Here is a 25,884-nt window from a genome sequence, read left to right on the forward strand (position 1 = left end):
CTACAGCACCATGGGCGGCAACGGCGGCTCGAGCAGCGGTGGTGCCGGCTCGACCGGCATCTACGGTTATACCAACGGTTCCGCTGGCGGCACAGCGACCTCTGGCGGCTTGTCGATCGGCGGCGGTGGGGGTGGTTCCGGCTGGAACGGTGCCGGTGGCAAGGGCGGCGGAGCGGCTGGCGGTATCTACAACGCCAGCGGCGCCACCCTGACCATCGTCGGCACCAGCTCGATTACCGGTAACATCGGTGCCGGCGGCGGCGGCGGTGGTGGTTCGGCGGCCGGCAGCGGCACTACTCTGAATGGCGGTGACGGTGGCCTGGGTGTCGGTGCCATCTGGAACAAAGGCACGGTATTGATCACGGCGGCCAACTTCGCGGCGCTGGGCGGTTCGGCCAATACCGGTGCCAGTGGTAACGGTGGCTTGGCCACCAACGCCTCGGCGGGCAGCAAACCCACAGCAGTCAACGGTCTGTTCAACGATATCGGCGGAACGGCGAACACCGCTTACAGTCCGGCCCCTGTCGCGACCATCGTGGTCAGCAACACCGCGCAGCACATCGGCAGCACTTCGCAGGTGACCATTACCTTCAACCAGGCCGTGACCGGCTTTACCAGCGCCGATCTGACGATTAGCAACGGTACCCTGGGCACCCTGACTACCAGCGACAACATCACCTACACCGCGACCTTTACGCCGAGCGCGAGCGTGACCAGCGCCACCAACCAGATTGTCCTCGACAATACCGGCGTCACCGCCACGTCGACGGGGACACCGGGGACCGGCACCACTTCGTCCAACACCTTCAGCATCGATACCGTGCGCCCAACCGCGACCGTTACGGTCGTTGCGCCGACGTTGAGCACCACGGTCAACTCGACGGTGAACATTACCTTCAGCGAAGCGGTGAGCGGTTTCAGCCTTACTGACATGTCGGCGTCCAACGGCACCCTGAGCAACCTGACCACCAGTGACAATATCCACTGGACCGCGACCCTGACACCAAGCGCCAGCAACAGCAGCAGCGGCAATGTCGTTACCCTGGACAACACCCTCTATGCCGATACCGCGACCAACGCCGGTACCGGCACGACCACGTCCAACACCTATGCGATCGACACGGTGCTGCCGACCTCGACCATTGTGGTGTCCGATACCGCACTGAGTATCAGCGGTAACACGTCCCTGGTGACCATCACCTTCAGCGAGGCGGTCACCGGGCTCACCGCCGGCGCCTTCACGGTCGCCGACGGCATCCTGAGCAACTTGGGCAGCAACGACGGTGGTCTCACGTGGACCGCAACCCTGACTGCGAGCCCCGGGGTTACCCATACCGGCGATGTCATCACCCTGAACAACACCGCGGTCAGTGATGGCGCGGGCAACGCCGGCAGTGGCACCACCAATTCCAACACCTATGCGGTCGACACCGCGCGGCCGAACGCGACTGTCGTGTTCGCCAACACCAACCTGGGCATCGGCCAGACCTCGCTGGTGACCATCACCTTCAGCGAAGCCGTGACCGGGTTCACCAACGCCGACCTGATAGTGTCCAATGGCACCCTGAGCGCAGTCAGCAGCAACGACGGTGGTACCACCTGGACCGCCACCTTTACCCCGACGGCGAGTATCGTCAGCGCGAGCAACCACATCACCCTGGACAACACCGGGGTCCAGGACGTGGCGGGCAACGCCGGCAGTGGCACTACCACGTCGAACAACGTGGCCATCGACGGCGTGCGTCCAACCGCGACCCTGGTGGTTGCGAGCAACTCCCTGGGCATTGGCCAGACCTCGCTGGTGACCATTACCTTCTCGGAAGCCGTGGTCGGTTTCTCCAATGTCGACCTGACGGTGTCCAATGGCACCCTGAGTGCGGTGAGCAGCAACGACGGTGGCATCACCTGGACCGCGACCTTCACGCCGAGTGCGAACCTCACCGACACCGCCAACGTCATCACCCTGGACAATACCGGCTATAGCGACACCAGCGGCAACACCGGCACCGGCACCACCGACTCCAACAACTACGTCATCGACACCGTGCGCCCCACCGCGACCATCGTGGTCGCCGACCCGGCGCTGACCGCTGGCGAAACGTCGCTGGTGACGATCACCTTCAGCGAAGCCGTGACTGGCTTCACCCTCGCCGACCTGACGGCAAGCCACGGCAGCCTGAGCAGCCTGAGCAGCGCCGACGGCGGCATCACCTGGACCGCGACCTTCACCCCAGGGACGAACACCAACAGCGCGAGCAACGTGATCGCCCTGGCCAACACCGGCATTGCCGACCTGGCCGGCAACGCAGGCGCGGGCACCACCAACTCGGCGAATTACACCGTCGATACGGTGTTGCCTTCGGCGACCATCGTGGTGGCCAACCCGACGCTGAAAATCGGTGACTCCTCCCAAGTGATGATTACGTTCAACGAGGCCGTGACCGGTTTCAGCAATGCCGACCTGACGATCACCAATGGCACCTTGAGCGCGGTCAGCAGCAGCGACGGCGGCATTACCTGGGGCGCGACGTTCACCCCGAGCAGCGCGATCAGCGACGCCACCAACCTGATCACCCTGGACAACAGCGGCGTCCAGGCGGCGGTGTCGGGTAATGTCGGCGTCGGTACCAGCAATTCCAATAACTACGCCATCGACACCCAACGTCCGACCGCGACGGTGGTGGTGAACAACGACCACCTGGGGATCGGCGGCTCGTCGCTGGTGACCATCACTTTCAGCGAAGCTGTGACCGGGTTCAGCCTGGCCGATCTGACCACCGACAATGGCACCCTGAGCAGCCTGAGCACCAGCGACAACATCACCTATACCGCGACGTTGACGCCTGTGGCAGGCGTCACCCAGAACAACAATCACATTGTCCTGGATAACACCGGTGTGACCGATGGCGTCGGTAACGTCGGGTCTGGCACCACGTCGTCCAACGCTTATATGATCGACAGCCAGCGGCCAACGGCGACCATCGTGATGGCCGACCCTGTGTTGAGTGCCGGCGAAACTTCCTTGGTCACGGTCACGTTCTCGGAAGCCGTCAGCGGTTTTGACAACAGCGACCTGAGCGTACCCAACGGCACCCTCTCGACCGTCAGCAGCGCGGATGGCGGCGTGACCTGGACGGCGACTTTCACACCGACCGGCAACGTCCGCGACACCACCAACCTGATCAGCCTGAACAACGCCGGCTACACCGACCTGGCCGGCAACGCCGGCAGCGGTGTCACCAACTCGGGTAACTTCACCATCGACACGGTGCAGCCGAGCGCAACCATCGTCGTCGCCGACAATGCCCTGAACATCGGCGACACCTCGCTGGTCACCATTACCTTCTCCGAAGCGGTCAGCGGTTTTACCAACGCCGACCTGACGATCGCCAACGGCACGTTGACCTCCGTCAGCAGCAACGACGGCGGCGTGACCTGGACGGCGACTTTCACGCCGAGCAGTGCGATCAGCGACACCAGCAACGTGATCACCCTGGACAACAGCGGTGTGCAAAACGGCTCCGGCAACAGCGGCAGAGGCACCACCGATTCGAACAACTACGTCGTCGACACCGTGCGCCCAACGGCCACCATCGTGGTCGCGAATCCGGCCCTCGGCGTGGGTGGCAGCTCAGCGGTGGTGATCACCTTCTCGGAGGCGGTGACCGGGTTCAGCAACGCCGATCTGACGGTCAACAACGGCACCTTGAGCACCGTGAGCAGCGCGGACGGCGGCGTGACCTGGACCGCGACGTTCACCCCGACGTCCGGCGTCACCGACACCAGCAACGTGATCACCCTGGACAACACCGGCATCGCCGACCTGGCGGGCAACAGCGGCAGCGGCACCACCGACTCCAACAACTACGCCATCGACAGCCAGCGGCCAACGGCGACCATCGTGATGGCCGACCCTGTGTTGAGTGCCGGCGAAACCTCCTTGGTCACGGTCACGTTCTCGGAAGCCGTCAGCGGTTTTGACAACAGTGACCTGAACGTCGCCCATGGCACCCTGAGCGCGGTCAGCAGCAGCGACGGCGGCATCACCTGGACGGCTCTCTTCACACCGGCGGCGGGTATCCGCGCCGCCAGCAACGTGATCACCCTGGCCAATACCGGCATTGCCGACCTGACCGGCAACGCCGGTACGGGAACGACCGACTCGGCCAACTACAGCATCGACACCGTGCTGCCGACGGCGACCATCGTGGTCGGCGACACCGCCCTCAAGGCCGGCGAGACCGCCCCGGTGACCATCACCTTCTCCGAGGCTGTCAGCGGTTTCACCCTGGCCGACCTGAGCGTGGCCAACGGCGTGCTGAGCAACCTGGCCTCCAGCGACGGCGGCGTGACCTGGACCGCGACCCTGACGCCGACGGCCGACGTGACCGACACCAGCAACCTGATCAGCCTGGACAACAGCGGCGTACAGACCGCCGCCGGCAACGCGGGCAGCGGCAGCACCGATTCGAACAACTATGCGATCGACACCCAGCGCCCGACCGCGACCATTTCGGTGGCCAACGGCACCCTGGGCATCGGCCAGACCACCACCGTCACCATCGGCTTCAGCGAGGCCGTCAGCGGTTTCGATCTGTCTGACCTGAGCGTGGCCAACGGCGTGCTGTCCAACCTGGCCAGCAACGATGGCGGCAAAACCTGGACCGCCACCCTGACCCCGACGGCGGCGATTACCGATGCGACCAACGTGATCGTGCTGGACGCCGGCCAGGTCAACGATGCTGCCGGTAACGCCGGCAGCGGCATTGCGATTTCGAACAATTTTGTGATCGATGGCGAACGCCCGACGGCGACTATCACCATTGCCAACCCGAATCTGACCGTCGGCCAGACCACCGCCGTCACGTTTACCTTCAGTGAAAAAGTCAGCGGCTTCGCGCTGGATGACCTCAGCGTGGCCAACGGCACCTTGTCCAACCTGGCCAGCAACGACGGCGGCAAAACCTGGACCGCGACCCTCACACCGACGGCCAACCTCAACGACCCGAGCAACTTCATCACCCTCGACACCGGCCTGGTGAATGACATGACGGGCAACGCCGGCAGCGGTTATGCCAATTCCAACAACTACGCGATCAACACCATTGCCCTGACCGGCGACCCGCTGTTCCGCGTCACCGAGCCGGCACCGCCACCCGGCGCGCCGGATGTGCCGCTGCAACCGATCGTGTTTGGCCGGCCCGCGGGCGACCTGGGTTCACCCATTGGCTTCCCGCCGTTGTTCGAACAGCGCGAGATGGGCGCGGGCTTGCCGCCTATCGGTAGCATCTTCATTCGCAACGGTGCCTTGGCGCCCAGCTTCATTGCCCAGGTGTTCAACAGCGACAGTGGCGCGAACGGCGGCGCGCAGGGCTTCCTCGGTTTTGGCGGCGGCGATGGCGGGGTGTTTGGTTCAAGCACCTTGTCGGGGTTGTTCAATCGTGAGAGTGGCGGCGGGGACAGTGGCCTCAAGGCGTTCGACAGCCGAGCGATCCAGGGCGGCGGTGACGCGGCCCAAGGCCTGCGGGGCGTGTTCGGCGCCCCGACCCTGGGCCAGCAATTGCAGCAGATCAAAGACGTGGAACAGCGTCAGGTGATTGACCTGGCGAAGGCATTGCAACAGGTCGGCATCAGCGAAATGCAGGCCTGACACACTTAAATCAAGGCGCAGTAACAGGGGCAGTCCAAGGATGAATACAGTTCATAAGTTGTTCGGCGCCAGCGTGCTGGCGCTGGCGATCGGCGGTTGTGCGGTCACCAGCGAGCCGATTGAGCGCAGTGTCAGTGAGCAGCGAGCCCGCAGCGACCTGCACGGTATGTACAAGGATCAGGAGCCATTGAACGGCCCGTTGACACTGCACCAGGCCATGGCCCGGGCGGTTAAATACAACCTCGAAGGGCGCTTGAAGATCATGGAGGAGGCGCTGGCCAAGCGCCAACTCGACCTCGCCAGTTTCGACATGCTGCCGCGCATGGCGTTGTCCGCCGGTTACGCCGGGCGCAACAACACCAACGCCTCCAGCAGCCAGAGTGTTCTCACCGGCACCCAGTCCCTGGAACCGTCGACATCCCAGGACCGCGACCGTCGCGTGGCCGACCTGACCATGGTGTGGAACGTCCTCGACTTTGGCGTCAGCTACATCAGTGCCAAACAGCAAGGCGACCAACGCCTGATCGTCCAGGAGCGGCGCCGCAAGGTGATCAACACCATCGTCCAGGACGTGCGCTCGGCCTATTGGCGGGCGGTCGCGGCCGAACGCCTGCTGACCCAGATCGACAGCCTGATGGCGCGGGTCGACCAGGCCCAGAGCAACAGCCAAAGCATGAGCGAGCAGCGTATCGGCGACCCGATCCAGGCCCTGGGCTACCAGCGCTCGCTGATCGAAGCCACGCGCCAATTGCAGGAACAGCGCCGCGCGCTCTCCCTCGCCAAGACCGAACTGTCGACCCTGATCAACCTGCCCATGGGCACCGACCTCAAGCTGGCCACGCCGGACGACTACGCCGTGCCGCAGCTCAAGGTCAACTTCGCCAGCCTGGAACAGGAAGCCCTGGCCAACCGCCCTGAACTGCGCGAGCAGGACTACCAGACCCGCATCAGCGCCGCCGAAACCCGCAAGGCCATGCTGCGCCTGCTGCCGGGCCTGGAATTCTCGGCCGGTGGGCATTACGACAGCAACTCGTTCCTGGTGGACAACCGCTGGGCCGACTACGGCGCCAAGGTCACCTGGAACCTGTTCAACGTGCTCTCCGCCCCGGCGGCCATCGACGTCGCCAAGGCCGGCGAAGAAGTCGCCACCGCACGGCGCCAGGCCATGTCCATCGCGGTGCTGGCGCAACTCTACGTCGCCAACGCGAACTTCCAGGACGCCGTGCGCCAGTTCAAGACCAACGAACAGCTGGCCGACATCGACGGGCAGATCCTCACCCAACTGCGCAACCGTCACCAAGCCGCAGGCCTGGGCGAACTGGACCTGATCCAGGGCGAACTCAATACCCTGCAAGCCGACCTGCGCCGCGACCTGGCCTACGCCGACCTGCGCAACGCCTACGGCCAGATCTTCGCCAGCGCCGGGCTCGACCCGTTGCCGGAGCAGGTCGATTCCGACCGCGTGCAGTCCATCGCCACCGCGCTGGCCGGCCGCGAATCGGCATGGGCCGCCGGCAACATCGCCGCCCCGGTGCCCCGTGCCGCCGTCAAGTAACCTGGTGGCACCGACCGCGAGCATCACGCGTGCCCAGCGTGAGGCTCGCAACGGTCATCGCGGCGTGGCGATCCTGCTGACCGGCCTGCCGGCGTCGGGTAAGTCGACCCTGGCCCAAGGGCTGCAGGCGGCGTTGTTCGAACAAGGCCGACACAGCATCGTGCTCGACGGCGATGCCTTGCGCGGCGGCTTGAACAAAGACCTGGGGTTTGCCGACGGCGACCGCCTGGAAAACATCCGCCGCGCCGCCGAACTGGCGGCGTTGCTGGTGGACAACGGGCAAATCGTGATCCTGGCGCTGATCGCGCCGTTGGTCGAATTACGCGCGGTACTCGCCGACCGCCTGGGCGCGGACTATCGGGAAGTGTGGTGCAACGCCGCACTGGACATCTGCGAACGCCGCGACCCCAAAGGCCACTACGCCCGCGCCCGACGCGGCGAACTGCCGGGGTTCACCGGCATCGGCTCGCCCTACGAACCGCCGCCGCAAGCCGCCCTGGTCCTGGAGACCGGCCAGCTATCCGTGCAGCAATGCGTCGCACAACTGCAGGTATGGTTGCAAACCCTGTAGCGCAAGCTCGCGCCTGCCGTGGGTGAGGGCTAGACTCGGATAAACCCATCTATCCGGAGCTCATCATGCAATCGCCTGAACACAGCTTGCCCTCCCTGTTCAAACAACTCGGCCTGGCCGACGACCCTGCCGGCATCGAGCAATTCGTCACCGCGCACTCACCGCTCAAGGCGGACCTGGAACTGGCCGATGCGTTTTTCTGGACGGATAGCCAGAAAGCGTTTTTGCGTGAGGAAATTCTGGAAGATGCGGATTGGGCTGAAGTGGTGGATGAGTTGAACCTGATGTTGCGGCGTAATTGAGAGGTGTAAAAAAATCTTTGATGAAATGCCGTAATGTAAAAAAAATTAGTGTGCGGTAAAAAACTGGGCTGTAAGCGGCCCAGTTAATTTTTTCTGGAAAGCTTCGCACCATGGCAATCGACCTGCGCGCTGGGGCGGGTGATACACGAGGTTGGGAATGATGGTGGGCAGAGTGAGGAACCCTTATCAACGGGGCTGACTCCTTCTTCTGGACACAACATGAAACGACTGATCCCCCGCACTGAAATTGAACAATATGACCTCACAAAAATCGAGAGTCCCTATTTTGCCGACAGCAAAGTAAGGGAGTTTTTCCGTGCGCCTTATGCGTTGCAGGGACTGAGTGAACTTCTTGGTGAATGCAATATTTCCCCTGTTTGTTGTTCTGGGGAAAAAAGATCAAAGGACGCAGGAAAATGACGCGCAAGCATGTTTTTTGGTTTTGGGGAGCCATGGATGCCCTTTATCTGATTCGCTATGCAGTGGCCAGCGCAATAGAGGGAAGGATTCCTTATTTAAGTGATCTTGAAAGTGCTTTATGGGTGCTGCGTGATCATAGCGTTGTGCAGTTATACATGTTCGGCTTTGCCATGCTGCTGCAAGTTCCCATCGTGATCTCGTGCCTGCTGTTCTTTCTTGGACGTGAACAGGTGAGGTGGATTACTTACCTTCAAACACCCTTGCGATTGGCTTTTATTGTGCCTTCTTTTTCGCTGTTGCTAGTGGGTGCTCAGCTTGTTCCTAACTACAACGTGGTGTTAATGGCTGCGTTAGTTGTTGTATCCGAGGCAGTGAAAGTCTGGAGCGTCTGGCGGTGGAGCAAAAGGTGCTGATATTTTCCGGCAGAGCCACTTAGGAGACTGAGCGGTCAATAAGCCGGTTGCACAGCAATCCTGAAGCCGACACTGATCCAAATGTGGGAGGGGGCTTGCCCCCGATAGCGGCAGATCAGTCAACCGTGTATTGCCTTCACTCCGCTATCGGGGGCAAGCCCCCTCCCACATGGGTCATGCGGCGTTGCGGCTATTGTTGAAGATCCAACCCTCACACTGAAAGTCGCTTTACTTACCCACGCCACGCCTGAATGGCAGGCCGCACAGCTATCCTGAGGCGACACCGATCCAAATGTGGGAGGGGGCTTGCCCCCGATAGCGGCAGATCAGTCAACCATGTATTGCCTGAACCTCCGCTATCGGGGGCAAGCCCCCTCCCACATGGGTCATGCGGCGTTGCGGCTATTGTTGAAGATCCAACCCTCACACTGAAAGTCGCTTTACTTACCCACGCCACGCCTGAATGGCAGGCCGCACAGCAATCCTGAGCCGACGCCGATCCAAATGTGGGAGGGGGCTTGCCCCCGATAGCGGCAGATCAGTCAACCATGTATTGCCTGAACCTCCGCTATCGGGGGCAAGCCCCCTCCCACATGGGTCATGCGGCGCTGCGGCTATCGCTGAAAATCCAACCCTCACGCCAAACCCGCTTTACTTACCGACACCACCCATCCGCTAAATTTGTTTCAAAACTTGACGCATCTAGCGCCATCCACCATATTGATAGTTAGCAAACTAACTGTATGTGAACGATCCAGTGCCCAAGACCCTCGAACAACTCCAGATGAACCTCAGCAGCAGCATGGTGGTGGGCGCCCGTAATTGGCGCAAAATCTGCCAGAACACGCTGGTGAGCTACGGTATTTCCGAAGCCTGCGCCGTGCCGTTGCTGATGATCGGCCGCCTGGGCGACGGGGTGCATCAAGTCAAAGTGGCCCAGGCTTCGGGGATGGAAAGCCCGTCGCTGGTGCGCCTGCTCGACCAACTGTGCAGCGGCGGCTATGTGTGCCGCAGCGAAGACACCCACGACCGCCGCGCCAAGGCCTTGAGCCTCACCGCGCGGGGCCGTGAGCTGGTACAGGCGGTGGAGGCGCAACTGGTGCGCCTGCGCCGCGACGTGCTGGCCGATATTGCGCCTGCGGACATGGAGGTTGCGCTGCGCGTGTTGCGCGCCTTTGAAGTCGCGCATCAATACCCTGTGGTTGCAGCATCTTGAGAGGATTTTTTACCGGCATGCCGCCGGCCAGGGACTGGTTCTACGGGGTACGCACGTTCGCGGCGTCGATGATCGCGTTGTACATCGCCATGCTCATGCAAATGCCGCGTCCGTACTGGGCGATGGCCACGGTGTACATCGTCTCCAGCCCGTTTGTCGGGCCGACCAGTTCCAAGGCGCTGTACCGTGCAATCGGCACCTTCATGGGCGCGGCGGCGGCGGTGGTGTTCGTGCCGATGTTTGTGCAATCGCCCTACCTGCTGGTGGTGGTGATTGCATTGTGGACGGGCACCCTGCTGTTTCTCTCCATGCACCTGCGCACCGCGAACAACTACGCCCTGATGCTGGCCGGCTACACCTTGCCGCTGATCGCCTTGCCAGTGGTGGATAACCCGCTGACGGTGTGGGACGTGGCTGAAGCGCGCACCGAGGAAATCTTTCTTGGCATCGCGGTGGCGGCGGTGGTCGGCGCGATGTTCTGGCCGCGGCGCCTGATGCCGGTGTTCGATGGCTCGGTGGCCAAGTGGTTCAGCGACGCCCAGGTCTACAGCCAGCGCTTTATGAGCCGCAACGTGGCGCGCGACGAAGTCAGCGCCTTGCGCGGCGGCATGGTCGCCACCTTCAACACGTTGGAATTGATGATCGGCCAATTGCCCCACGAAGGCGCCCGGCCGCAGACGGTGCGCAACACCAAGGAACTGCGCGGGCGGATGATCCACCTGCTGCCGGTGGTGGATGCGCTCGACGATGCGCTATACGCCATCGAACACCGTGCGCCGGAGTTTCTCGAAACGCTCGCGCCGCTGTTGGAGGCCACGGATCAGTGGCTGCAAAGCACCGCCGAGTCGGCCCCGTTGGAACGCTGGCGCACCCTGCGTGACCAACTCGACGCGCTGCAACCGGCAGGCGAAGCGCTGGACGACCGCCACACGCTGCTGTTCTCCAACGCCCTGTATCGCCTGGGTGAGTGGATCGACCTGTGGCAAGACTGCCGCAGCCTGCAGGCCGCGATCCAATGCGAGAGCCAGGACACCTGGCGCGCCGTTTACCGCCACTGGCGCCTGGGCCGCCTGACGCCTTTTCTCGACCGTGGCCTGATGTTCTACTCGGCGTTTTCCACCGTCACCGCGATCATCGTCGCCTCGGTGCTGTGGATTCTGCTGGGTTGGACCGACGGCGGCAGCGCCGTGATCCTGGCAGCCGTCGCCTGCAGCTTCTTTGCGTCGATGGACGACCCGGCGCCGCAGATCTACCGGTTCTTTTTCTGGACCGCCATGTCGGTGCTGTTCGCCAGCCTGTATCTGTTCCTGGTGCTGCCCAACCTGCACGATTTCCCCATGCTGGTGCTGGCGTTCGCGGTGCCGTTTATCTGCATCGGCACACTCACGGTCCAACCGCGTTTCTACCTGGGCATGCTGCTGACGTTGGTGAACACCTCGTCGTTCATCAGCATCCAGGGCGCCTATGACGCCGACTTCCTCAACTTCGCCAACGTCAACCTGGCCGGGCCCGTGGGCCTGCTGTTTGCCTTTGTGTGGACGCTGATCGCGCGGCCCTTCGGTGCCGAGTTGGCCGCCAAGCGCCTGACCCGGTTCACCTGGCACGACATCGTCGGCCTGACCGAACCGGCGAACCTGGCCGAACAACGGTACCTGGCCGCGCAAATGCTCGACCGCTTGATGCAGCACCTGCCGCGCCTGGCCATCATCGGCCATGACACCGGCGTCGCCCTGCGCGATTTGCGCGTGGCGCTGAACCTGCTCGACCTGCTGGCCTACTCGCCACGGATCTACGGCGTACCGCGGGTGTTGCTCGGCCAAGTGGTGGAAGGCGTCGGCGCTTACTACAAGGCCTGCCTCAAGGCGGGCCGACGCTTGCCCTCGCCGAGCGGCCTGCTGATGACCCTCGACCGCACGCGCCGCGCCCTCAACGGCCAAGGCCTGCAAGACGAAGACGACACCCGCCTGCATCTGTTGCATGCCCTGGTGGGTCTGCGCCTGGCGCTGTTGCCCGGTGTGGAATTGATTGGCGGCACCGAGACCGAGGCGCCGCTGCCTGATGGAGCGCCTTTATGATCGGTGATCTGGATGTCAGCGGGGTGTTCCTGCCCACGCTGCTGGTGCTGATGGGCATTGCGTACCTGTTGTTTCTGCTGGTGCATGGGTTGTTGACCCGTCTGCACTTTTATCGCCTGGTGTGGCACCGGGCATTGTTCAACGTGGGGCTCTACGCGCTGTTGCTGGGCGCGGTGGACTCACTCAGTCGATACCTGATGACATGAAAAAACCTTTTTTGACCATCGGCCGTGTCGTCCTGACGTTGTTGATCGTGAGCTTCGCGGTCGTCGTCGTATGGCGCATGGTCATGTACTACATGTTTGCGCCCTGGACCCGTGACGGCCACATCCGTGCCGATATCGTGCAGATCGCCCCGGACGTGTCCGGGCTGATCCAGCGCGTCGACGTGCGCGACAACCAACTGGTGAGCAAAGGCCAGGTGCTGTTCGCCGTCGACCAGGACCGCTTCAAGCTGGCCCTGCGCCAGGCCCAGGCCGCCGTGGCCGACCGCCAGGAAACCCTGGCCCAGGCCCAGCGCGAGTACAAGCGTAACCGTGGCCTGGGCAACCTGGTGCCGAGCGAGCAACTGGAAGAAAGCCAGTCCCGCGTCGCCCGTGCCCAGTCGGCCCTGGCCGAAGCGCAAGTGACGGTGGACTCGGCGCAACTCAACCTCGACCGTTCGGTGATCCGCAGCCCGGTGGACGGCTACGTCAACGACCGTGCGCCGCGCACGCAGGAGTTCGTCACCGCCGGGCGCCCGGTGCTGTCGGTGGTGGACAGCAACTCCTTCCATATCGACGGCTACTTCGAAGAGACCAAGCTCGACGGCATCCACGTCGGCATGGGCGTCGATATCCGTGTGATTGGCGACGGCGCCCGCCTGCACGGCCATGTGCAGAGCATCGTCGCCGGTATCGAGGACCGTGACCGCAGCAGCGGCGCCAACCTGCTGCCCAACGTCAACCCGGCGTTCAGTTGGGTGCGCCTGGCCCAGCGGATTCCGGTGCGTATCGCGTTTGACGAGGTGCCGGCGGACTTTCGCATGATCGCCGGGCGCACCGCGACGGTGTCGATCATCGGCGACAAGCCCAAGGACGGAGCCCAGCCATGAAGCAGATTTTGGCAACCGCGGCGCTGGGTGTGCTGTTGTCAGCCTGCCAGGTGGTCGGCCCGGATTATCGACTGCCGGACAAGGCCGCCATGAACCGTGGCGACCTGCAAGGGCAACTGGCGGGCGAGGGCGCCAACGTGGTCTCGGCGCCGGTGCCGGCGGACTGGTGGAAGCTGTACAACGACCCGCGCCTGGATGAACTGGTGCGCCAGGCCATGGCTTCCAACACCGACCTGCGCGTCGCCGCCGCCAACTTGCAGCGGGCGCGCTATCAGGTGCAGGAGGCTGAATCCGTCGGCGGCTGGAGTGCCGGCGCCAAGGCCGAAGCCCAGCGCCTGCAAGAGTCCGGCGAAGCGTTTTTACTCTCGGAAAAAGTCCCGGTGGGCAACATCGGCAGCGTGGGGATCACCACCTCGTATCAATTCGATCTGTTCGGCACCTTGCAGCGCGGCATCGAAAGCGCCCAGGCCAGCGCCGACGCAACCCAGGCTGCGGCCGATATTGCGCGGATCACCCTGGTCGCCGATGTGGTGCGTTCGTACACGCAAGTCTGCGCGGCCAACGAAGAGCTGGCGATCGCCAACGAATCCCTCGACCTGCAAGCCCAGAGCACGACGTTGACCCAGCGCCTGCGCGACGCCGGGCGCGGCGATGAAACCCAGGTCACCCGCTCGCAGACCCAGTACAAATCCTTGCGCGCCGACATGCCGCGCTACGAAGCTGCGCGCCAGGCCGGGCTGTTCCGCCTGTCGATGCTGCTGGCCAAGCCAGTGGCGCAACTGCCGGCGGGCACCGGTACGTGCGCCGAACTCCCGCACATCGCCCAACTGCTGCCGGTGGGCGATGGCGCGACGCTGCTCAAGCGTCGCCCCGATGTGCGCCAGGCGGAACGCCAACTGGCCGCGGCCACTGCGCGCATCGGCGTGGCCACGGGCGCGCTGTACCCGGACATCAGCATCGGCGCCTCGATCAGCACGGTCGGGTTGCTCGAAAATCTCGGCACACCGGCCACCAACCGCTGGGGCTTTGGCCCGATGATCAGTTGGACCGTGCCGACCAACGGCGCCCGCGCGCGCATCCACGAAGCCGAAGCGGCGACCCAGGGCGCCCTCGCGCACTTCGATGGGGTGGTGCTCAACGCCATCCGCGAAACCCAGACCGGCCTGGCGCAGTACACCGCGCAGTTACAGCGCCGCGATGCCCTGGCCGAAGCCGACGCATCGGCCAAGGAAGCCGCAGACCAGACCCACCGCTTCTTCCAGGCCGGCCGCGCATCGTTCCTCGCCGACCTGCAAGCCACGCGCACCTACACCGATGTGCGCGCGCAACTGGCGGCGGCCAACACCCAGGTTGCCATGAGCCAGATCGATCTGTTCCTGGCCCTGGGCGGCGGCTGGGAAAGCGGACGAACGCAAGCCTCACAGCCCGGCAAACCCTGAGCAGCTAGCTATGCTTTGACAAGCGGGCCGCCATGCTTTTTGACCGGCAGGGGGCCCGCCTGACACAGCTCGCGTTTGCTCATGGGGATTCCAATAATGAAAAACCCTTATGCTCCCGCTTTCTGGTGCGTGTGCTTCGCACTGGTGTTGTTATCGGCGGCCTACTTCTACGGCGTCATGCTCGCTCACCGAATCGACACGGCCATGGTGTTTCTCGACAGCGCCTGCCTGGTGATCGGCACCTTGTCCATCGGCGTCGTCGCCTGGGCGTCCTACCAAAACCAAAAGGTGAAGAAAAAACTCCTCGAACAAGGCAAGACCCGCGTCGCGATCTGGGACACCAAGGTCGCCCTGCGCCGGGTCGAAACCGTGTTCGACCGCTATTTCTGGGGCAGCTATTGGCAGCCCGGGCGCACCTTCCAGGAAGTCATGGGCGACCTGACCGGCACGCCCCTGGAAAAAAGCCTCGAGACCCTGAAAAAACAATGCGTGCTGCTGGATCGGCAGGTCGCCGACGGTAGGCATTGGCTGAATAATGCGCGGGAATTGTCCGATGTGGCCACGCAGATGGCCCGCGAGCGCTACCAACTGGACTTCTGCGACCCCAAGGTCGATACCCCCGGTAATGCCGTGATACACCGTGAATTCGAGGTGTTGGTGTACACCTGGACCGCCCGGTTGAAGAGTTTCGACCATCAGTTGGACGAGATCGAAACGGAATACTCCTGAACTTGCGTGGAACTGATCCCTCTGAAAGTCTGGGCCGTTCGCGGCCGCCAGTGCTAATCTTCCCCCCGTTTTTCGGCGGGCTTGAGCCAACCTCACTCGAGGTTCAAGGAAGACAGCCCACTTCTCACAGGATTTGATCAGGTCACCTCATGAATAAGCCAGCAGTCGTTCTTTTGGGTTTTGTTGTCGCCGTTGGCGTCGTCAGTGCAGGCGGCGCCTGGTACACCGGTAAGCAACTGGAACCGGTGCTGCAAACCGCGATCCAGAACGCCAACAAGGAACTGAAGACCTCCATGGCCGGCGTCGACGGCACGATGGCCCTTGAGCTGGTGTCCCTGGAGCGTGGCGTGTTCAGCAGCACCGCCCATTACCGCCTGAAAGCACAAGGTGCGGTCTTCGGCGAAGACAACCCGAACCCTGAATTGCTGTTCGTCGACCATATCGAACACGGCCCGCTGCCGTTGTCGCGCCTGGTCACGCTGAAATGGCTGCCGGTCATGGCCACCAGTCACTATGCGCTGGAAAAGAACGCCACCACCGAGAAGTGGTTTGCCGCCGCCAAAGACGTGTCGCCGCTCAAGGGCGTGGCCAACATCGGCTACAGCCTCTCGGTCAACGGCAACGTCGAATTGCTGCCCCTGGCGTTCAAGGACGACAAGTCGTCGGTGAGCTTCTCCGGTGCCAACCTGAACTTCGACAGCAGCGCCGAAGGCAAGAAGGTCAAGGCCGACGGTTACATGAACAGCCTCAAGGTCGCCGTCGTCGACGCCAATGGCTCGCCGTTCGAAGCCGAACTGGCCGGGCTGACAGTGGCCAGCAACCTGGAAAAATCCACGTTCGGTTTCTACACCGGGCAGAACACCGTGGAACTGACCGACACCAAGCTCACCATGGGCCCGCAGAGGGCCGTGCTGACCCTCAAGGGCTTCGAGCAGAAAGACACCAGCGACACCAAGGACAACAACCTGGCCGGGCGCGTCGATTACAAGATCGACGAGATCGGTTACCAGGGCAAACCCGTGGGTTCGGCCGCCATGGCCCTGAGCATGAAGAACGTCGACGTGCCGTCGATGCTGGTGCTGACCAAGCTCTATCAGGACAAGATGGCACCCGTGCAGGCCGCCGCTGCCGCCGGTGAACCGGTACCCGAGCTGCAACTGAGCGACGCCGAGCAGGCCCTGGCCGATACCAACGTCAACCAACTGCTGGCCGCCAAGCCGCAAGTGGCGGTGGAAAACCTGTCGCTGAAAACCACCGGTGGCGAAAGCAAATTCAGCCTGGTCGTGGACCTGGCCAAGCCAAGCAGCATGGAACTGCCGCCGCTGGAGCTGGGCAAGCAGATCATCGCGTTGCTCGATGCCAACCTGAGCCTGTCCAAGCCAATGATCGCCGACGTTGCCGCCCTGCAAGCGCAGCTCGGTGGTGTGACCGACCCTGAAGCCATCGAACAGCAATCCCAGATGGCCAGCGAGATGATCAGCGGCATGGCCGTCGGTACGCAACTGGCGACCCTGGTTGGCAGCGACGTGGTGTCCAAGCTGCACTACGCCAACAACGAAGTGACGTTCAACGGCCAGAAGATGACGGTTGAACAATTCCTCTCCTTCGTCATGTCCAAAGTCGGTGCGATGGGCGGCGCGCAGTAATAATTGCTGCACCGTTAAAAAAAATCTGCGGGGGCGGAGTTGCGGGTGATACGGGTCAAATAGTCGCCATGGCGATTGGCTGATACCCCGTTATCTCCGGCAAGTCCGCCCCCGTATTCATTTTTTAGTGTGTCGGGCAATTCTGAACAATTGTTCTGAATTGGACTTTTTCCTATTTTCTTGAGGGATAGTTTCCACAGGAAAGCTAGGCCGGGTCCCGAGACGCCGGCACCCTGCAGCAAATTGCTCAGGACCACCTATCGTTACAGCTTTCCGTGTGTAAGGAAGCTCGCGATATGTTGCCAAACCCACCACTCAGTGCATCAGGCCGGTTGCGACTGCTCATCGGGGTCGCCTTGTGCAGTCAGTTGCTGATGCCCACCTTCGCCGTGGCCGACCCGGCCTATGACGCCCTGATCATCCAGGCGCGCAACGGCAACTTCACCCCCGCGCTGACCCAACTGCGCCAGTTGCCTGCCGAACGGCAGACAGCGGGCCAGGTCAGCGACCATCTGGTGATCGCCGGGTGGGCCGGCCAGGACGCCGAAGTGCTGAAGGTGTATGAGGCCCAGGGCAAGAATCGCAACCTGAACACCCAGGCGCTCGCCACGGTGGCACGCACTTATCGCAACCAACAGCAGTGGGCCAAGGCCGAGGCGGTGTATCGCCAGGCATTGCTGCGTGAACCGAACAATACCGACTTACAACTGGGCCTGGCGTTGACCCAGGCCGACGGCGGCCAAGCCAGCGAGGCCGTGCAGCGCACCCGCGCATTGGTCGCGGCCAAGCCCGACGACCCCAGCCGGCGCATGGCGCTGGGCTACGCGTTGACTCGCGCCGACTTGAACTACGATGCCCTGTTCGAGTTCGACCAAGCGTTTATCCGCGCCGGCGACAAGCCTGAAGTGGCCCGCGAATACATCGTCGCCCTGCAAAAGGCCCGACTGCCGGAGCCGGCATTGCGTCTGGCGGCCCAGCGCCCGGGCTTGGTGGACGCCGTCACCCAGCGCCGCCTCGAAGGCGACCTGGCCGCCGAGCGGGTACGCATGGCCGAGTTCGCTACGCGCACTGAAAAAGAACGCTTTGTCATCGCTGACCGCGCGCTCGAAGCCTACGACAAACTGCTCACCCGCTGGACCCCGGACGCCAGCGCCCAAGACGACGTGGTGGTCTGGCGCATCGACCGCCTCGGCGCGCTCAAGGCGCGGGGCCGCACTGCCGAGGTGATCAGCGAATACGAAATCCTCAAGGCCGAAGGTGTGCAACTGCCGACCTACGCCGTGCGCTGGGTGGCTGCCGCCTACCTCGACCAGCGCCAGCCGGAAAAGTCTGTGCCGCTGTATCGCCAGGCGGTGACGGCTGCAGACGCTGACCCCGGTGATCATGTTAAAGACAGCTCGGCCTTGTTCTACGCCTTGTTGGAAAGCGACCAGGTGCCAGAGGCGCGCGCGGTCGCCAATAACCTGGCCAGCACCGAGAAACCTAGGGTTGAACTCAAGGGGCTGCCCATCGGCAACCCTAACGACGAGTGGATGGACGCCCAACAGTTGGCGGCTCAGGCCGGAACCTACGGCGATGACCTGAACGCCAGTGAAAAAAACCTCGAAGACCTGGGAAATAAAGCCCCAGGCAGCATCGGTGTGCGTTTGGCGCAGGCGGAGATGTACCGTGCCCGTGAGTGGCCAAGACGCGCTGAAGACTCACTCAAGGAAACGGAAAACCAAAGCCCGCGTGACGTTGGCGTGGAGATGTCTCAAGGCTTCACTGCGCTGGACCTGCAGGAGTGGCGCCAACTCGACCTGCTCACCGACGACGTCGTCGCCCGCGCCCCGGAAAACCGTCAGGTACAGCGCCTCAGTCGCCTGCGCGATGTACACGACATGGCCGAAGTGCGCGTGGAGGCCTACACCGGTAAAAGCTACGGTGGCAGCAATGACGCAGAATCCGGCGCGATAACGGGTAGCCGTGACTGGGGCATTGAAAGCGTGATCTATACCCCGCCCATCGACGAAGACTGGCGCCTGTTCGCCGGCGCCGGTTACGCCACCGCCGACTTTACCGAAGGCACTGGCCATCACCGTTGGCAGCGCGTGGGCGTGGAACGGCGTACCCGTGACATGACCCTTGAAGCCGAGGTCTCCAACCACTCCTACGGCTTTGGCTCCAAGCAAGGCGCGCGCGTATCGATTGCCCGCGACATCAACGACCACTGGCAATACGGCGGCAGCCTCGACTACCTCGCGGCGACCACGCCGTTGCGGGCGCTCAATACCGACGTCACGGCCAACGGCGGCAGCGGGTTCATCCGCTGGCGTGCCAATGAAAGCCGCGAGTGGAAACTCGCCGTGAGCCCGTCCCATTTCAGCGACGGCAATGACCGCCTCGAAGCCATGCTCACCGGCCGTGAAGGCGTCTACAGCTCGCCCAAGGTGCAAGTGGAGTTGGGCCTGGAAGTCAGTGCCAGCCGTAACAGCAAAGAAGACACGCTGTACTTCAACCCGAAGTCGGACGTCGGCGTGATGCCCACCGTCACCGTCAACCATGTGCTCTATCACCGCTACGAGACCCAGTGGAGTCAGCAGTTCCAGCTCGGTGCGGGGGCTTACCGTCAGCAGGATTACTCCACGGGCGGTGTCGGCTTGATCGGCTACGGCCAACGCTTTCGCTGGAACGACGTGCTGGAAGCCGGCGCCAACCTGAGCCTGGTCAGCCGAACTTACGACGGTGATCGCGAACGCGATCTGCGCCTGCTCGTCGACCTCACTTACCGTTTCTAGAAGAGCCTGACCATGACCCTCCTCAGCCGTTGCTTGTTGGTCCTGGGTGTATTGCTGGCCGCCGCCTGCGCCCAGCAACCCGCGCCATTCACTCCACCCGCCGAGCGCCAGATACTGGCCAACGAAGCGCCGTGGCCGAAAAACCATTTCCTGGGCATCGCCTACCACGACGTCAATGATTCCGACCCCGACCAGGCGGTGGTGGCGGTACGCACCGAGCGTTTGATCGAGCAGTTGGCCTGGCTGCGGGAGAACGGTTATCAGGCGGTCAGCGTGGACCAAGTCCTCGCCGCCCGCCGGGGTGGGCCGCCGCTGCCGCCCAAAGCCGTCATGCTCAGTTTCGACGACGGTTATTCCAGTTTCTACACCCGCGTGATGCCGATTCTGCGCGCTTACAACTGGCCGGCATTGCTGGCGCCGGTGGGCACCTGGATCGATACGCCGTTGACTCAGCCGGTGGACTTCGCGGGGACGCCACGGCCACGCGGAGACTTCCTGACCTGGCAGCAGATCCGGGAAGTGTCCCGATCCGGCCTGGTGGAAATCGCCGCGCACACCGACGCCAGTCACAAGGGCATCCTGGCTAACCCCCAGGGCAACCTGGAGCCGGCTGCCACCACGCGGCGCTTTGATCCAGCGACCAATCGCTACGAAACCGAGGCGCAGTTCCGGGAGCGGATGCGTGCTGATGTGGTCGCGATATCAGACAAGATCCGTGCGGTTACCGGCAAGGCCCCGCGGGTTTGGGTATGGCCTTATGGTGCAGCCGACGGCACCTCGCTCGCGGTCGTGAGTGAACACGGTTACGAGATGGCGCTGACCCTGGACGACGGCCTCGACGACTCGAAAAAGCTGATGAGCAGCCCGCGCTTTTTGGTGGACTCCGATCCGGACGGCGAGCACTTCGCCAGCAGCATGGTCTCGGTGCAGGCCAAGGCCCCACTGCGCGTGCTGCATGTGGACTTGGACCATGTCTACGACCCCGACCCGGCGCAACAGGCGCGTAACCTCGATGTGTTGGTACAGCGCGTGGTGGATATGGGCTCCGTGACGGTATTCCTGCAAGCCTACGCCGACCCCAAGGGCGACGGTCTGGTGCATTCGCTGTACTTCCCCAATCGCCACCTGCCGATGCGTGCCGACTTGTTCAACCGTGTCGCCTGGCAGTTGCACACCCGTGCCCGCGCCAGCGTGTTTGCGTGGATGCCGGTGCTGAGTTACGCCCTCGATTCCAAACTGCCGCGCGTGACACGTTGGGACCCGGAAACCGGCAAGGTCGGCCCCGATCCGGATCAATACCAGCGCTTGTCACCGTTTGATCCGAAGGTGCGGCAGATGATCGGCGAGATTTATCAAGACCTGGCGAGCGGCAGCAACAGTGCCGTCGATGGTGTGCTGTATCACGATGATGCGCTGCTCAGCGATTTTGAAGACGCCAGCCCCGCAGCGCTCAAGGTCTACGCCGCCAACGGCCTGCCGAACAGCATCGCCGCCCTGCGCGCCGACCCGGCAGTGATGCAACGCTGGACCCGTTTCAAGAGTCGCTACCTGATCGACTTCACCAACGAGTTGACCGCCAAGTTCCGTGCTATCCGTGGCCCGCAGGTCCTGACCGCACGCAATATCTTCGCCGAGCCGATGCTCAACCCGCAGAGCGAAGCGTGGTTCGCGCAGAACCTCGACGACTTCCTCCAGACCTATGACTGGACTGCGCCGATGGCCATGCCGCTGATGGAAGGCGAGACACTCAAGAATTCCAACGCCTGGTTGGAAAAACTGGTCGCCACGGTCAAGGCGCGCCCTGGTGCGCTGGAACGTACCGTATTCGAACTGCAAGCCAAAGACTGGCGTACCAAGGCCGCGCCCGATATCAGCGCTGAGCAACTGGCGGAATGGATGGATGTACTCAAACGCCAGGGGGTCACGAGTTTTGGCTACTACCCGGACAACTTCCTGGAAAATTCCCCGGACTTGAAAACCGTGCGTCCGGCCCTTTCCAACCAATGGAACCCTTGACCATGTTCGATAGAATCCTGGCTTTATTCGTACTGGCGTTGGTATTGGGCGTGCCCCTGGGCTTGATCTTCCTGATCACCGGGCAATTCCTGATGGACTTCGTGTTCTTCTACCCGCTGTTCATGTCGGCGCTGTGGATCGCCGGCGGCCTGTACTTCTGGCTGCACTGGGAGCGCCACTGGCCGTGGGAAGAAGACACGCCGGCGCCGACCCTGGCCGGCAACCCGCTGATCTCGATCATCATCCCTTGCTACAACGAAGGCGATAACGCCGCCGAGACCATTCATGCGGCGCTGGGCCAGGTGTACCCGAACATTGAAGTGATCGCCGTCAACGATGGCTCCAAGGACAACACGGCAGCGGTGCTCGATGCCTTGGCCTTGGAGCATCCGCGCCTGCGGGTGCTGCACCTGGCGCAGAACCAGGGCAAGGCCGTGGCCTTGCGCATGGGCGCCGTGGCGGCGCGCAGCGAGTACCTGGTGTGCATCGACGGCGATGCGCTGCTCGACAAAAACGCGGCGGCCTACCTGGTGGCGCCGATGCTCGACAACCCGCGCCTGGGCGCCGTGACCGGCAACCCACGCATCCGCACGCGCTCGACCTTGATCGGCCGCGTGCAGGTCGGCGAGTTCTCCTCGATCATCGGCTTGATCAAGCGCACCCAGCGTGTGTTCGGGCGGATCTTCACGGTCTCCGGTGTGGTGGTGGCGTTCCGTAAAAAGGCGCTCGACCGCGTCGACTACTGGAGCACCGACATGATCACCGAAGACATCGATGTCAGTTGGAAGCTGCAACTCGATCACTGGAGCATCTTCTACGAGCCGCGCGGCCTGTGCTGGATTCTCATGCCCGAAACCGTCGGTGGCCTGTGGAAACAGCGCCTGCGCTGGGCCCAGGGTGGCGCCGAAGTGCTGTTCAAGAACATCCGAGGCATCTGGCAATGGCGGCATCGCTACCTGTGGCCGCTGCTGTTCGAATACTGCCTGTCCACCGGCTGGGCCTTCACCTTCCTGTTGTCGGTGATCTTCTGGGGGGTGGGCAAATTCATGGTCTTGCCCCAAGCGATTGCGGTGGACTCCCTGGTGCCTCCGGCCTTTACCGGGCTGGTGCTGGCGATGGTGTGCCTGGTGCAGTTTGCCGTGAGCATCCTGATCGACCGGCGCTACGAAAAAGACCTGTGGAAAACCCTGTTCTGGACCGTGTGGTACCCGATGGTGTTCTGGCTGATCAGCTTGTTCACCACGCTGGTCAGTTTTCCCAAGGTGTTGTTCAAACAGCATCAGAAGCGCGCACGCTGGGTCAGCCCGGATCGCGGTATCAAACCTGCCAATGAGGACGTGTGATCATGAAACTGGTCCGAACTCGTCAACACCCGGTGATGTGGGGCATCGATGTGCTCTTGACCCTGCTGGCCTGGGGCGGGCTGATTTGGCTGCTGATGCGCGGCATTACGTCGATGCTTGACAGCCATGGCGGCCCGCGCCTGGAAGCGCCGATTTTCGCGGCGCTCAACACCCTGCAGATCTACCTGTGGATCGCCCTGTTCAACGCTGTGATCCTGATCAGCTGGGCGCGTTACCAGCAACGCAAGGGACGCAAGTTCGCCCAGCGCCGCGCCGAGGTCAACAGGCTCAGCGACAAGCACCTCAGTGAAAGTTTTAAGCTGGAGGAGGGGGCCCTGGAGCAACTGCGCAGGCCGGGTGTGCTGGTCATCCACAACGATGAGCATGGCGGCGTCGAGGACGTGAAATCCCATGTCTCCCGCGACGTGGAACGCCCGCCGCTGACCCTGGTGCCCGGCCAGGAAAAAGGCAAGGACATCGGCTGAAGGCCAGACCACGCCGCTCTTTGTGGTCGCTGTGGAGCCCCGGCGAGGCTCTACAGCGCCTCCAGCGGTTCTGCGGCATCAGGTTTGCCGCTCGTCGCCAATCGGTTTGCCCTGCAATCTCGATAAATGAGCCCTGGTTCACAAAACTCCTGCGAACTTTTCCGTCTTTCCCGGTACTAACCTAACTCGGCAATAAATTGATGGCCAAGTAGTGGCAATTAATAAGTTATTCGCTGAATCAACATCAAAATAGTTGCCGTTTGTCGGAATAATACTTCCGGTGAGCGCTTGTTTATCTGTTTTGATTATTTTTATTGTTATAAATCAGTGTGTTGCAGAACTATCTAGAACTTGCGTGCAACTAATCCAGTTCCTTGGGTCAGCCGAAGTTCGATGTTAGTTTGCCGCGCCTTGATTTTCGACGGATCGAACATGTCTTTGTTATTGCCACGGACTCGGTATCTTCTGTGTACTTTGCTGCTCGCCTGGTTAAGCCTGAACAGCGCCACGGCCGCCCCCACGCCGGGCGATCAGGACCTGATCCGCGACCGCCAGAACCGCCTGCTCGACGAGCAGCGCCGGCGCCTTGACGAGCTCAAGGACCTGCCCGGCAAAGAAGCCAAGCCCCAGGCCCCGGCCACGCCCGCCGACAGCCGTTGCTTCCCGATCCGGGACATCACGCTCAAAGGCGCCGACAGCCTGCCCGCCACCGACCGCGAGCGCCTGCTCAAACCCTATGTCGGCCAGTGCCTGGGCGTGTCGCAGCTCAATGAACTGCTCAAGGTCATCACCGATTACTACATCGACAAAGGCCGGGTCACCAGTCGCGCCTACTTGCCGCAACAAGACCTTTCCAGCGGTCACCTCCAGGTGCTGGTGGTCGAAGGCAAACTCGAAGGACTCAAAGGCGCTCAAGGCAGCAGCGTGACCGATCGCGAGCTGGCCATGGCCTTTCCCGGCAAGGTCGGCGAGGCGCTCAACCTGCGCGAAGTCGAGCAACTGGTGGACCAGCTCAACCGCCTGCCCTCCAAGCAGGCGCAAATGGAACTGACCCCCGGCACCCAGGTAGGCGGCAGTGACGTCGTGGTCAAGAACACCCCGCAAAAGCCCTGGCGCGCCAGCCTGTCGCGCAACAACGACGGGCAGAAAAGCACCGGCGAACAGCAATGGGGCGCCGGCCTGGAGTGGGACAGCCCGCTCGGCCTGGCCGACCAACTGGTGCTGCGCGGCGGCCACGATGCCGTCAGCGACCACCAGAAAACCTCGAAAAACAGCATGCTCTACTACAACGTGCCGTGGGGCTGGTGGAACTTCAGTTACACCTACAACGAGAGCGACTACCGCACCTTTGGCGTGACCAACGACTACAAATTCAAGCAGAACGGCGACAACCAGAATCACCAGTTGCGCGCCGAGCGGGTGGTCCATCGTGACGATGTGAGCAAGACATCGCTGAACGTCGGCGTGGCGCACCTGCGCACCAACAACTACATCCTCGATACCCGTACCGCCTCGAGCAGCAACCGCCTCAGCGAATTGCAACTGGGCTTCAACCACGGGCGCCGCATCGGCAGCGGGTTCGTCAACGTTGACCTGGGCATGCAGAACGGCATCGGCTTGCTCGATGCCCAGGCCCAGGACGAGCGCGATGACGCAGGCAATCGGCAGCCCAACGCGCGCTATCGCAAATACACCGCCACCGCCAGCTTCCTGCAGCCGTTCACGCTGTGGGGCGAGTCGTTCAGTTTTTCCAGCCTGGCCACCGGCCAACGCAGTGAAGACATCCTGTTCAGCCCGCAGCGCATCAGCCTCGGCGGCTCGGCCTCGGTGCGCGGCTTCAAAGACCAGCAACTGAGCGGCGACAGCGGCGGCTACTGGCGCAACGACGTGCGCTGGGCGCGCCCGGTGACGCTCGATTGGCTGCGCCCGGCCTTTGCCGAATACGGCGCCAGCGTCGGCTACGACCAAGGTGTGATCAGCCACGGTCGCTACAACGGCGACGTACACGGTCGGGTCTCGAGCAACTCCCTGGAGCTGTTCGCCCGGGGCAAACACGTCAGCACCAGCGTGACGTTTGCCCATTCTTTGGAACGCCCGGCAGTGATGAGCGAGCGCGAAGCGCCGATCTACTTCCGCATGGATTTCTTCCTGTAA

18 protein-coding genes are annotated in these 25,884 nt (G+C 62.7%); all 18 read left to right on the top strand.

Going from position 1 to position 25,884, the window contains the following annotated elements; all coding sequences use genetic code 11:
* The first annotated feature begins 10 nt into the window (after window positions 1-10).
* The 18 genes from INT12_RS27230 (at window position 11) to INT12_RS27315 (ending at window position 25,884) form a co-directional block, all read left to right on the top strand.
* Entirely contained in the window at window positions 11-5,650 is a 5,640-nt protein-coding gene (locus INT12_RS27230; RefSeq protein WP_413469022.1) for a beta strand repeat-containing protein, read from the top strand.
* Window positions 5,651-5,690: 40 nt separating this feature from the next.
* On the top strand, window positions 5,691-7,205 hold the full coding sequence (locus INT12_RS27235) for a TolC family protein (protein WP_026139841.1): 1,515 nt from the start codon (window positions 5,691-5,693) through the stop codon (window positions 7,203-7,205).
* The gene (gene cysC, locus INT12_RS27240) at window positions 7,189-7,776 is read left to right on the top strand and encodes an adenylyl-sulfate kinase (RefSeq protein WP_017845530.1); all 588 of its coding nucleotides are present in this window, start codon (window positions 7,189-7,191) and stop codon (window positions 7,774-7,776) included. Before INT12_RS27235 ends, cysC begins: the two co-directional genes overlap by 17 nt.
* 65 nt (window positions 7,777-7,841) lie before the next feature.
* Window positions 7,842-8,078, top strand: coding sequence for a DUF2789 domain-containing protein (locus INT12_RS27245; RefSeq protein WP_017845529.1), 237 nt, complete (start codon window positions 7,842-7,844; stop codon window positions 8,076-8,078).
* A 219-nt stretch (window positions 8,079-8,297) separates the two neighbouring features.
* Window positions 8,298-8,498: a hypothetical protein gene (locus INT12_RS27250; protein WP_152031976.1), complete on the top strand. Its 201-nt coding sequence runs from the start codon at window positions 8,298-8,300 to the stop codon at window positions 8,496-8,498.
* On the top strand, window positions 8,495-8,911 hold the full coding sequence (locus INT12_RS27255; RefSeq protein ID WP_193040693.1) for a hypothetical protein: 417 nt from the start codon (window positions 8,495-8,497) through the stop codon (window positions 8,909-8,911). The genes INT12_RS27250 and INT12_RS27255 overlap by 4 nt, the downstream gene beginning before the upstream one ends.
* Before the next feature lie 784 nt (window positions 8,912-9,695).
* Window positions 9,696-10,127: a MarR family winged helix-turn-helix transcriptional regulator gene (locus INT12_RS27260; RefSeq protein ID WP_017845527.1), complete on the top strand. Its 432-nt coding sequence runs from the start codon at window positions 9,696-9,698 to the stop codon at window positions 10,125-10,127.
* Window positions 10,124-12,202: an FUSC family protein gene (locus INT12_RS27265; RefSeq protein ID WP_193040692.1), complete on the top strand. Its 2,079-nt coding sequence runs from the start codon at window positions 10,124-10,126 to the stop codon at window positions 12,200-12,202. Before INT12_RS27260 ends, INT12_RS27265 begins: the two co-directional genes overlap by 4 nt.
* The gene (locus INT12_RS27270) at window positions 12,199-12,408 is read left to right on the top strand and encodes a DUF1656 domain-containing protein (RefSeq protein ID WP_017845525.1); all 210 of its coding nucleotides are present in this window, start codon (window positions 12,199-12,201) and stop codon (window positions 12,406-12,408) included. The genes INT12_RS27265 and INT12_RS27270 overlap by 4 nt, the downstream gene beginning before the upstream one ends.
* Window positions 12,405-13,295, top strand: coding sequence for an efflux RND transporter periplasmic adaptor subunit (locus INT12_RS27275; RefSeq protein ID WP_017845524.1), 891 nt, complete (start codon window positions 12,405-12,407; stop codon window positions 13,293-13,295). Before INT12_RS27270 ends, INT12_RS27275 begins: the two co-directional genes overlap by 4 nt.
* Window positions 13,292-14,734, top strand: coding sequence for an efflux transporter outer membrane subunit (locus tag INT12_RS27280; RefSeq protein WP_193040691.1), 1,443 nt, complete (start codon window positions 13,292-13,294; stop codon window positions 14,732-14,734). Before INT12_RS27275 ends, INT12_RS27280 begins: the two co-directional genes overlap by 4 nt.
* 96 nt (window positions 14,735-14,830) lie before the next feature.
* Window positions 14,831-15,463 carry a hypothetical protein gene (locus tag INT12_RS27285; protein WP_026139839.1) on the top strand — a complete coding sequence of 211 codons (633 nt, stop codon included), beginning with the start codon at window positions 14,831-14,833 and terminating at the stop codon, window positions 15,461-15,463.
* 149 nt (window positions 15,464-15,612) lie between these two features.
* Window positions 15,613-17,109: a YdgA family protein gene (locus INT12_RS27290; protein ID WP_193040690.1), complete on the top strand. Its 1,497-nt coding sequence runs from the start codon at window positions 15,613-15,615 to the stop codon at window positions 17,107-17,109.
* Between the two features lie 296 nt (window positions 17,110-17,405).
* Window positions 17,406-19,886, top strand: coding sequence for a poly-beta-1,6 N-acetyl-D-glucosamine export porin PgaA (gene pgaA, locus INT12_RS27295; RefSeq protein ID WP_017845520.1), 2,481 nt, complete (start codon window positions 17,406-17,408; stop codon window positions 19,884-19,886).
* Between the two features lie 12 nt (window positions 19,887-19,898).
* Window positions 19,899-21,902, top strand: a complete 2,004-nt coding sequence (pgaB, locus tag INT12_RS27300) for a poly-beta-1,6-N-acetyl-D-glucosamine N-deacetylase PgaB (protein WP_017845519.1) — start codon at window positions 19,899-19,901, stop codon at window positions 21,900-21,902.
* A gap of 2 nt (window positions 21,903-21,904) precedes the next feature.
* On the top strand, window positions 21,905-23,245 hold the full coding sequence (gene pgaC, locus INT12_RS27305; RefSeq protein ID WP_017845518.1) for a poly-beta-1,6-N-acetyl-D-glucosamine synthase: 1,341 nt from the start codon (window positions 21,905-21,907) through the stop codon (window positions 23,243-23,245).
* A gap of 2 nt (window positions 23,246-23,247) precedes the next feature.
* A complete protein-coding gene (pgaD, locus tag INT12_RS27310; protein ID WP_104904157.1) occupies window positions 23,248-23,730 on the top strand; it encodes a poly-beta-1,6-N-acetyl-D-glucosamine biosynthesis protein PgaD in 483 nt (160 codons plus the stop codon).
* A 432-nt stretch (window positions 23,731-24,162) separates the two neighbouring features.
* Window positions 24,163-25,884, top strand: a complete 1,722-nt coding sequence (locus INT12_RS27315) for a ShlB/FhaC/HecB family hemolysin secretion/activation protein (RefSeq protein WP_102618703.1) — start codon at window positions 24,163-24,165, stop codon at window positions 25,882-25,884.

Source organism: Pseudomonas sp. K8 (assembly GCF_014889455.1).
GTDB classification, from domain to species: Bacteria; Pseudomonadota; Gammaproteobacteria; order Pseudomonadales; family Pseudomonadaceae; genus Aquipseudomonas; species Aquipseudomonas veronii.

Excerpts from the sequence above, each read along its gene's own strand:
- INT12_RS27230 (WP_413469022.1), top strand. The coding sequence starts at position 11 with ATGGGCGGCAACGGCGGCTCGAGCAGCGGTGGTGCCGGCTCGACCGGC.
- INT12_RS27235 (WP_026139841.1), top strand. The coding sequence starts at position 5,691 with ATGAATACAGTTCATAAGTTGTTCGGCGCCAGCGTGCTGGCGCTGGCG.
- INT12_RS27245 (WP_017845529.1), top strand. The coding sequence starts at position 7,842 with ATGCAATCGCCTGAACACAGCTTGCCCTCCCTGTTCAAACAACTCGGC.
- INT12_RS27250 (WP_152031976.1), top strand. The coding sequence starts at position 8,298 with ATGAAACGACTGATCCCCCGCACTGAAATTGAACAATATGACCTCACA.
- INT12_RS27255 (WP_193040693.1), top strand. The coding sequence starts at position 8,495 with ATGACGCGCAAGCATGTTTTTTGGTTTTGGGGAGCCATGGATGCCCTT.
- INT12_RS27260 (WP_017845527.1), top strand. The coding sequence starts at position 9,696 with ATGAACCTCAGCAGCAGCATGGTGGTGGGCGCCCGTAATTGGCGCAAA.
- INT12_RS27270 (WP_017845525.1), top strand. The coding sequence starts at position 12,199 with ATGATCGGTGATCTGGATGTCAGCGGGGTGTTCCTGCCCACGCTGCTG.
- INT12_RS27275 (WP_017845524.1), top strand. The coding sequence starts at position 12,405 with ATGAAAAAACCTTTTTTGACCATCGGCCGTGTCGTCCTGACGTTGTTG.
- INT12_RS27280 (WP_193040691.1), top strand. The coding sequence starts at position 13,292 with ATGAAGCAGATTTTGGCAACCGCGGCGCTGGGTGTGCTGTTGTCAGCC.
- INT12_RS27285 (WP_026139839.1), top strand. The coding sequence starts at position 14,831 with ATGAAAAACCCTTATGCTCCCGCTTTCTGGTGCGTGTGCTTCGCACTG.
- INT12_RS27290 (WP_193040690.1), top strand. The coding sequence starts at position 15,613 with ATGAATAAGCCAGCAGTCGTTCTTTTGGGTTTTGTTGTCGCCGTTGGC.
- pgaA (WP_017845520.1), top strand. The coding sequence starts at position 17,406 with ATGTTGCCAAACCCACCACTCAGTGCATCAGGCCGGTTGCGACTGCTC.
- pgaB (WP_017845519.1), top strand. The coding sequence starts at position 19,899 with ATGACCCTCCTCAGCCGTTGCTTGTTGGTCCTGGGTGTATTGCTGGCC.
- pgaC (WP_017845518.1), top strand. The coding sequence starts at position 21,905 with ATGTTCGATAGAATCCTGGCTTTATTCGTACTGGCGTTGGTATTGGGC.
- pgaD (WP_104904157.1), top strand. The coding sequence starts at position 23,248 with ATGAAACTGGTCCGAACTCGTCAACACCCGGTGATGTGGGGCATCGAT.
- INT12_RS27315 (WP_102618703.1), top strand. The coding sequence starts at position 24,163 with ATGTCTTTGTTATTGCCACGGACTCGGTATCTTCTGTGTACTTTGCTG.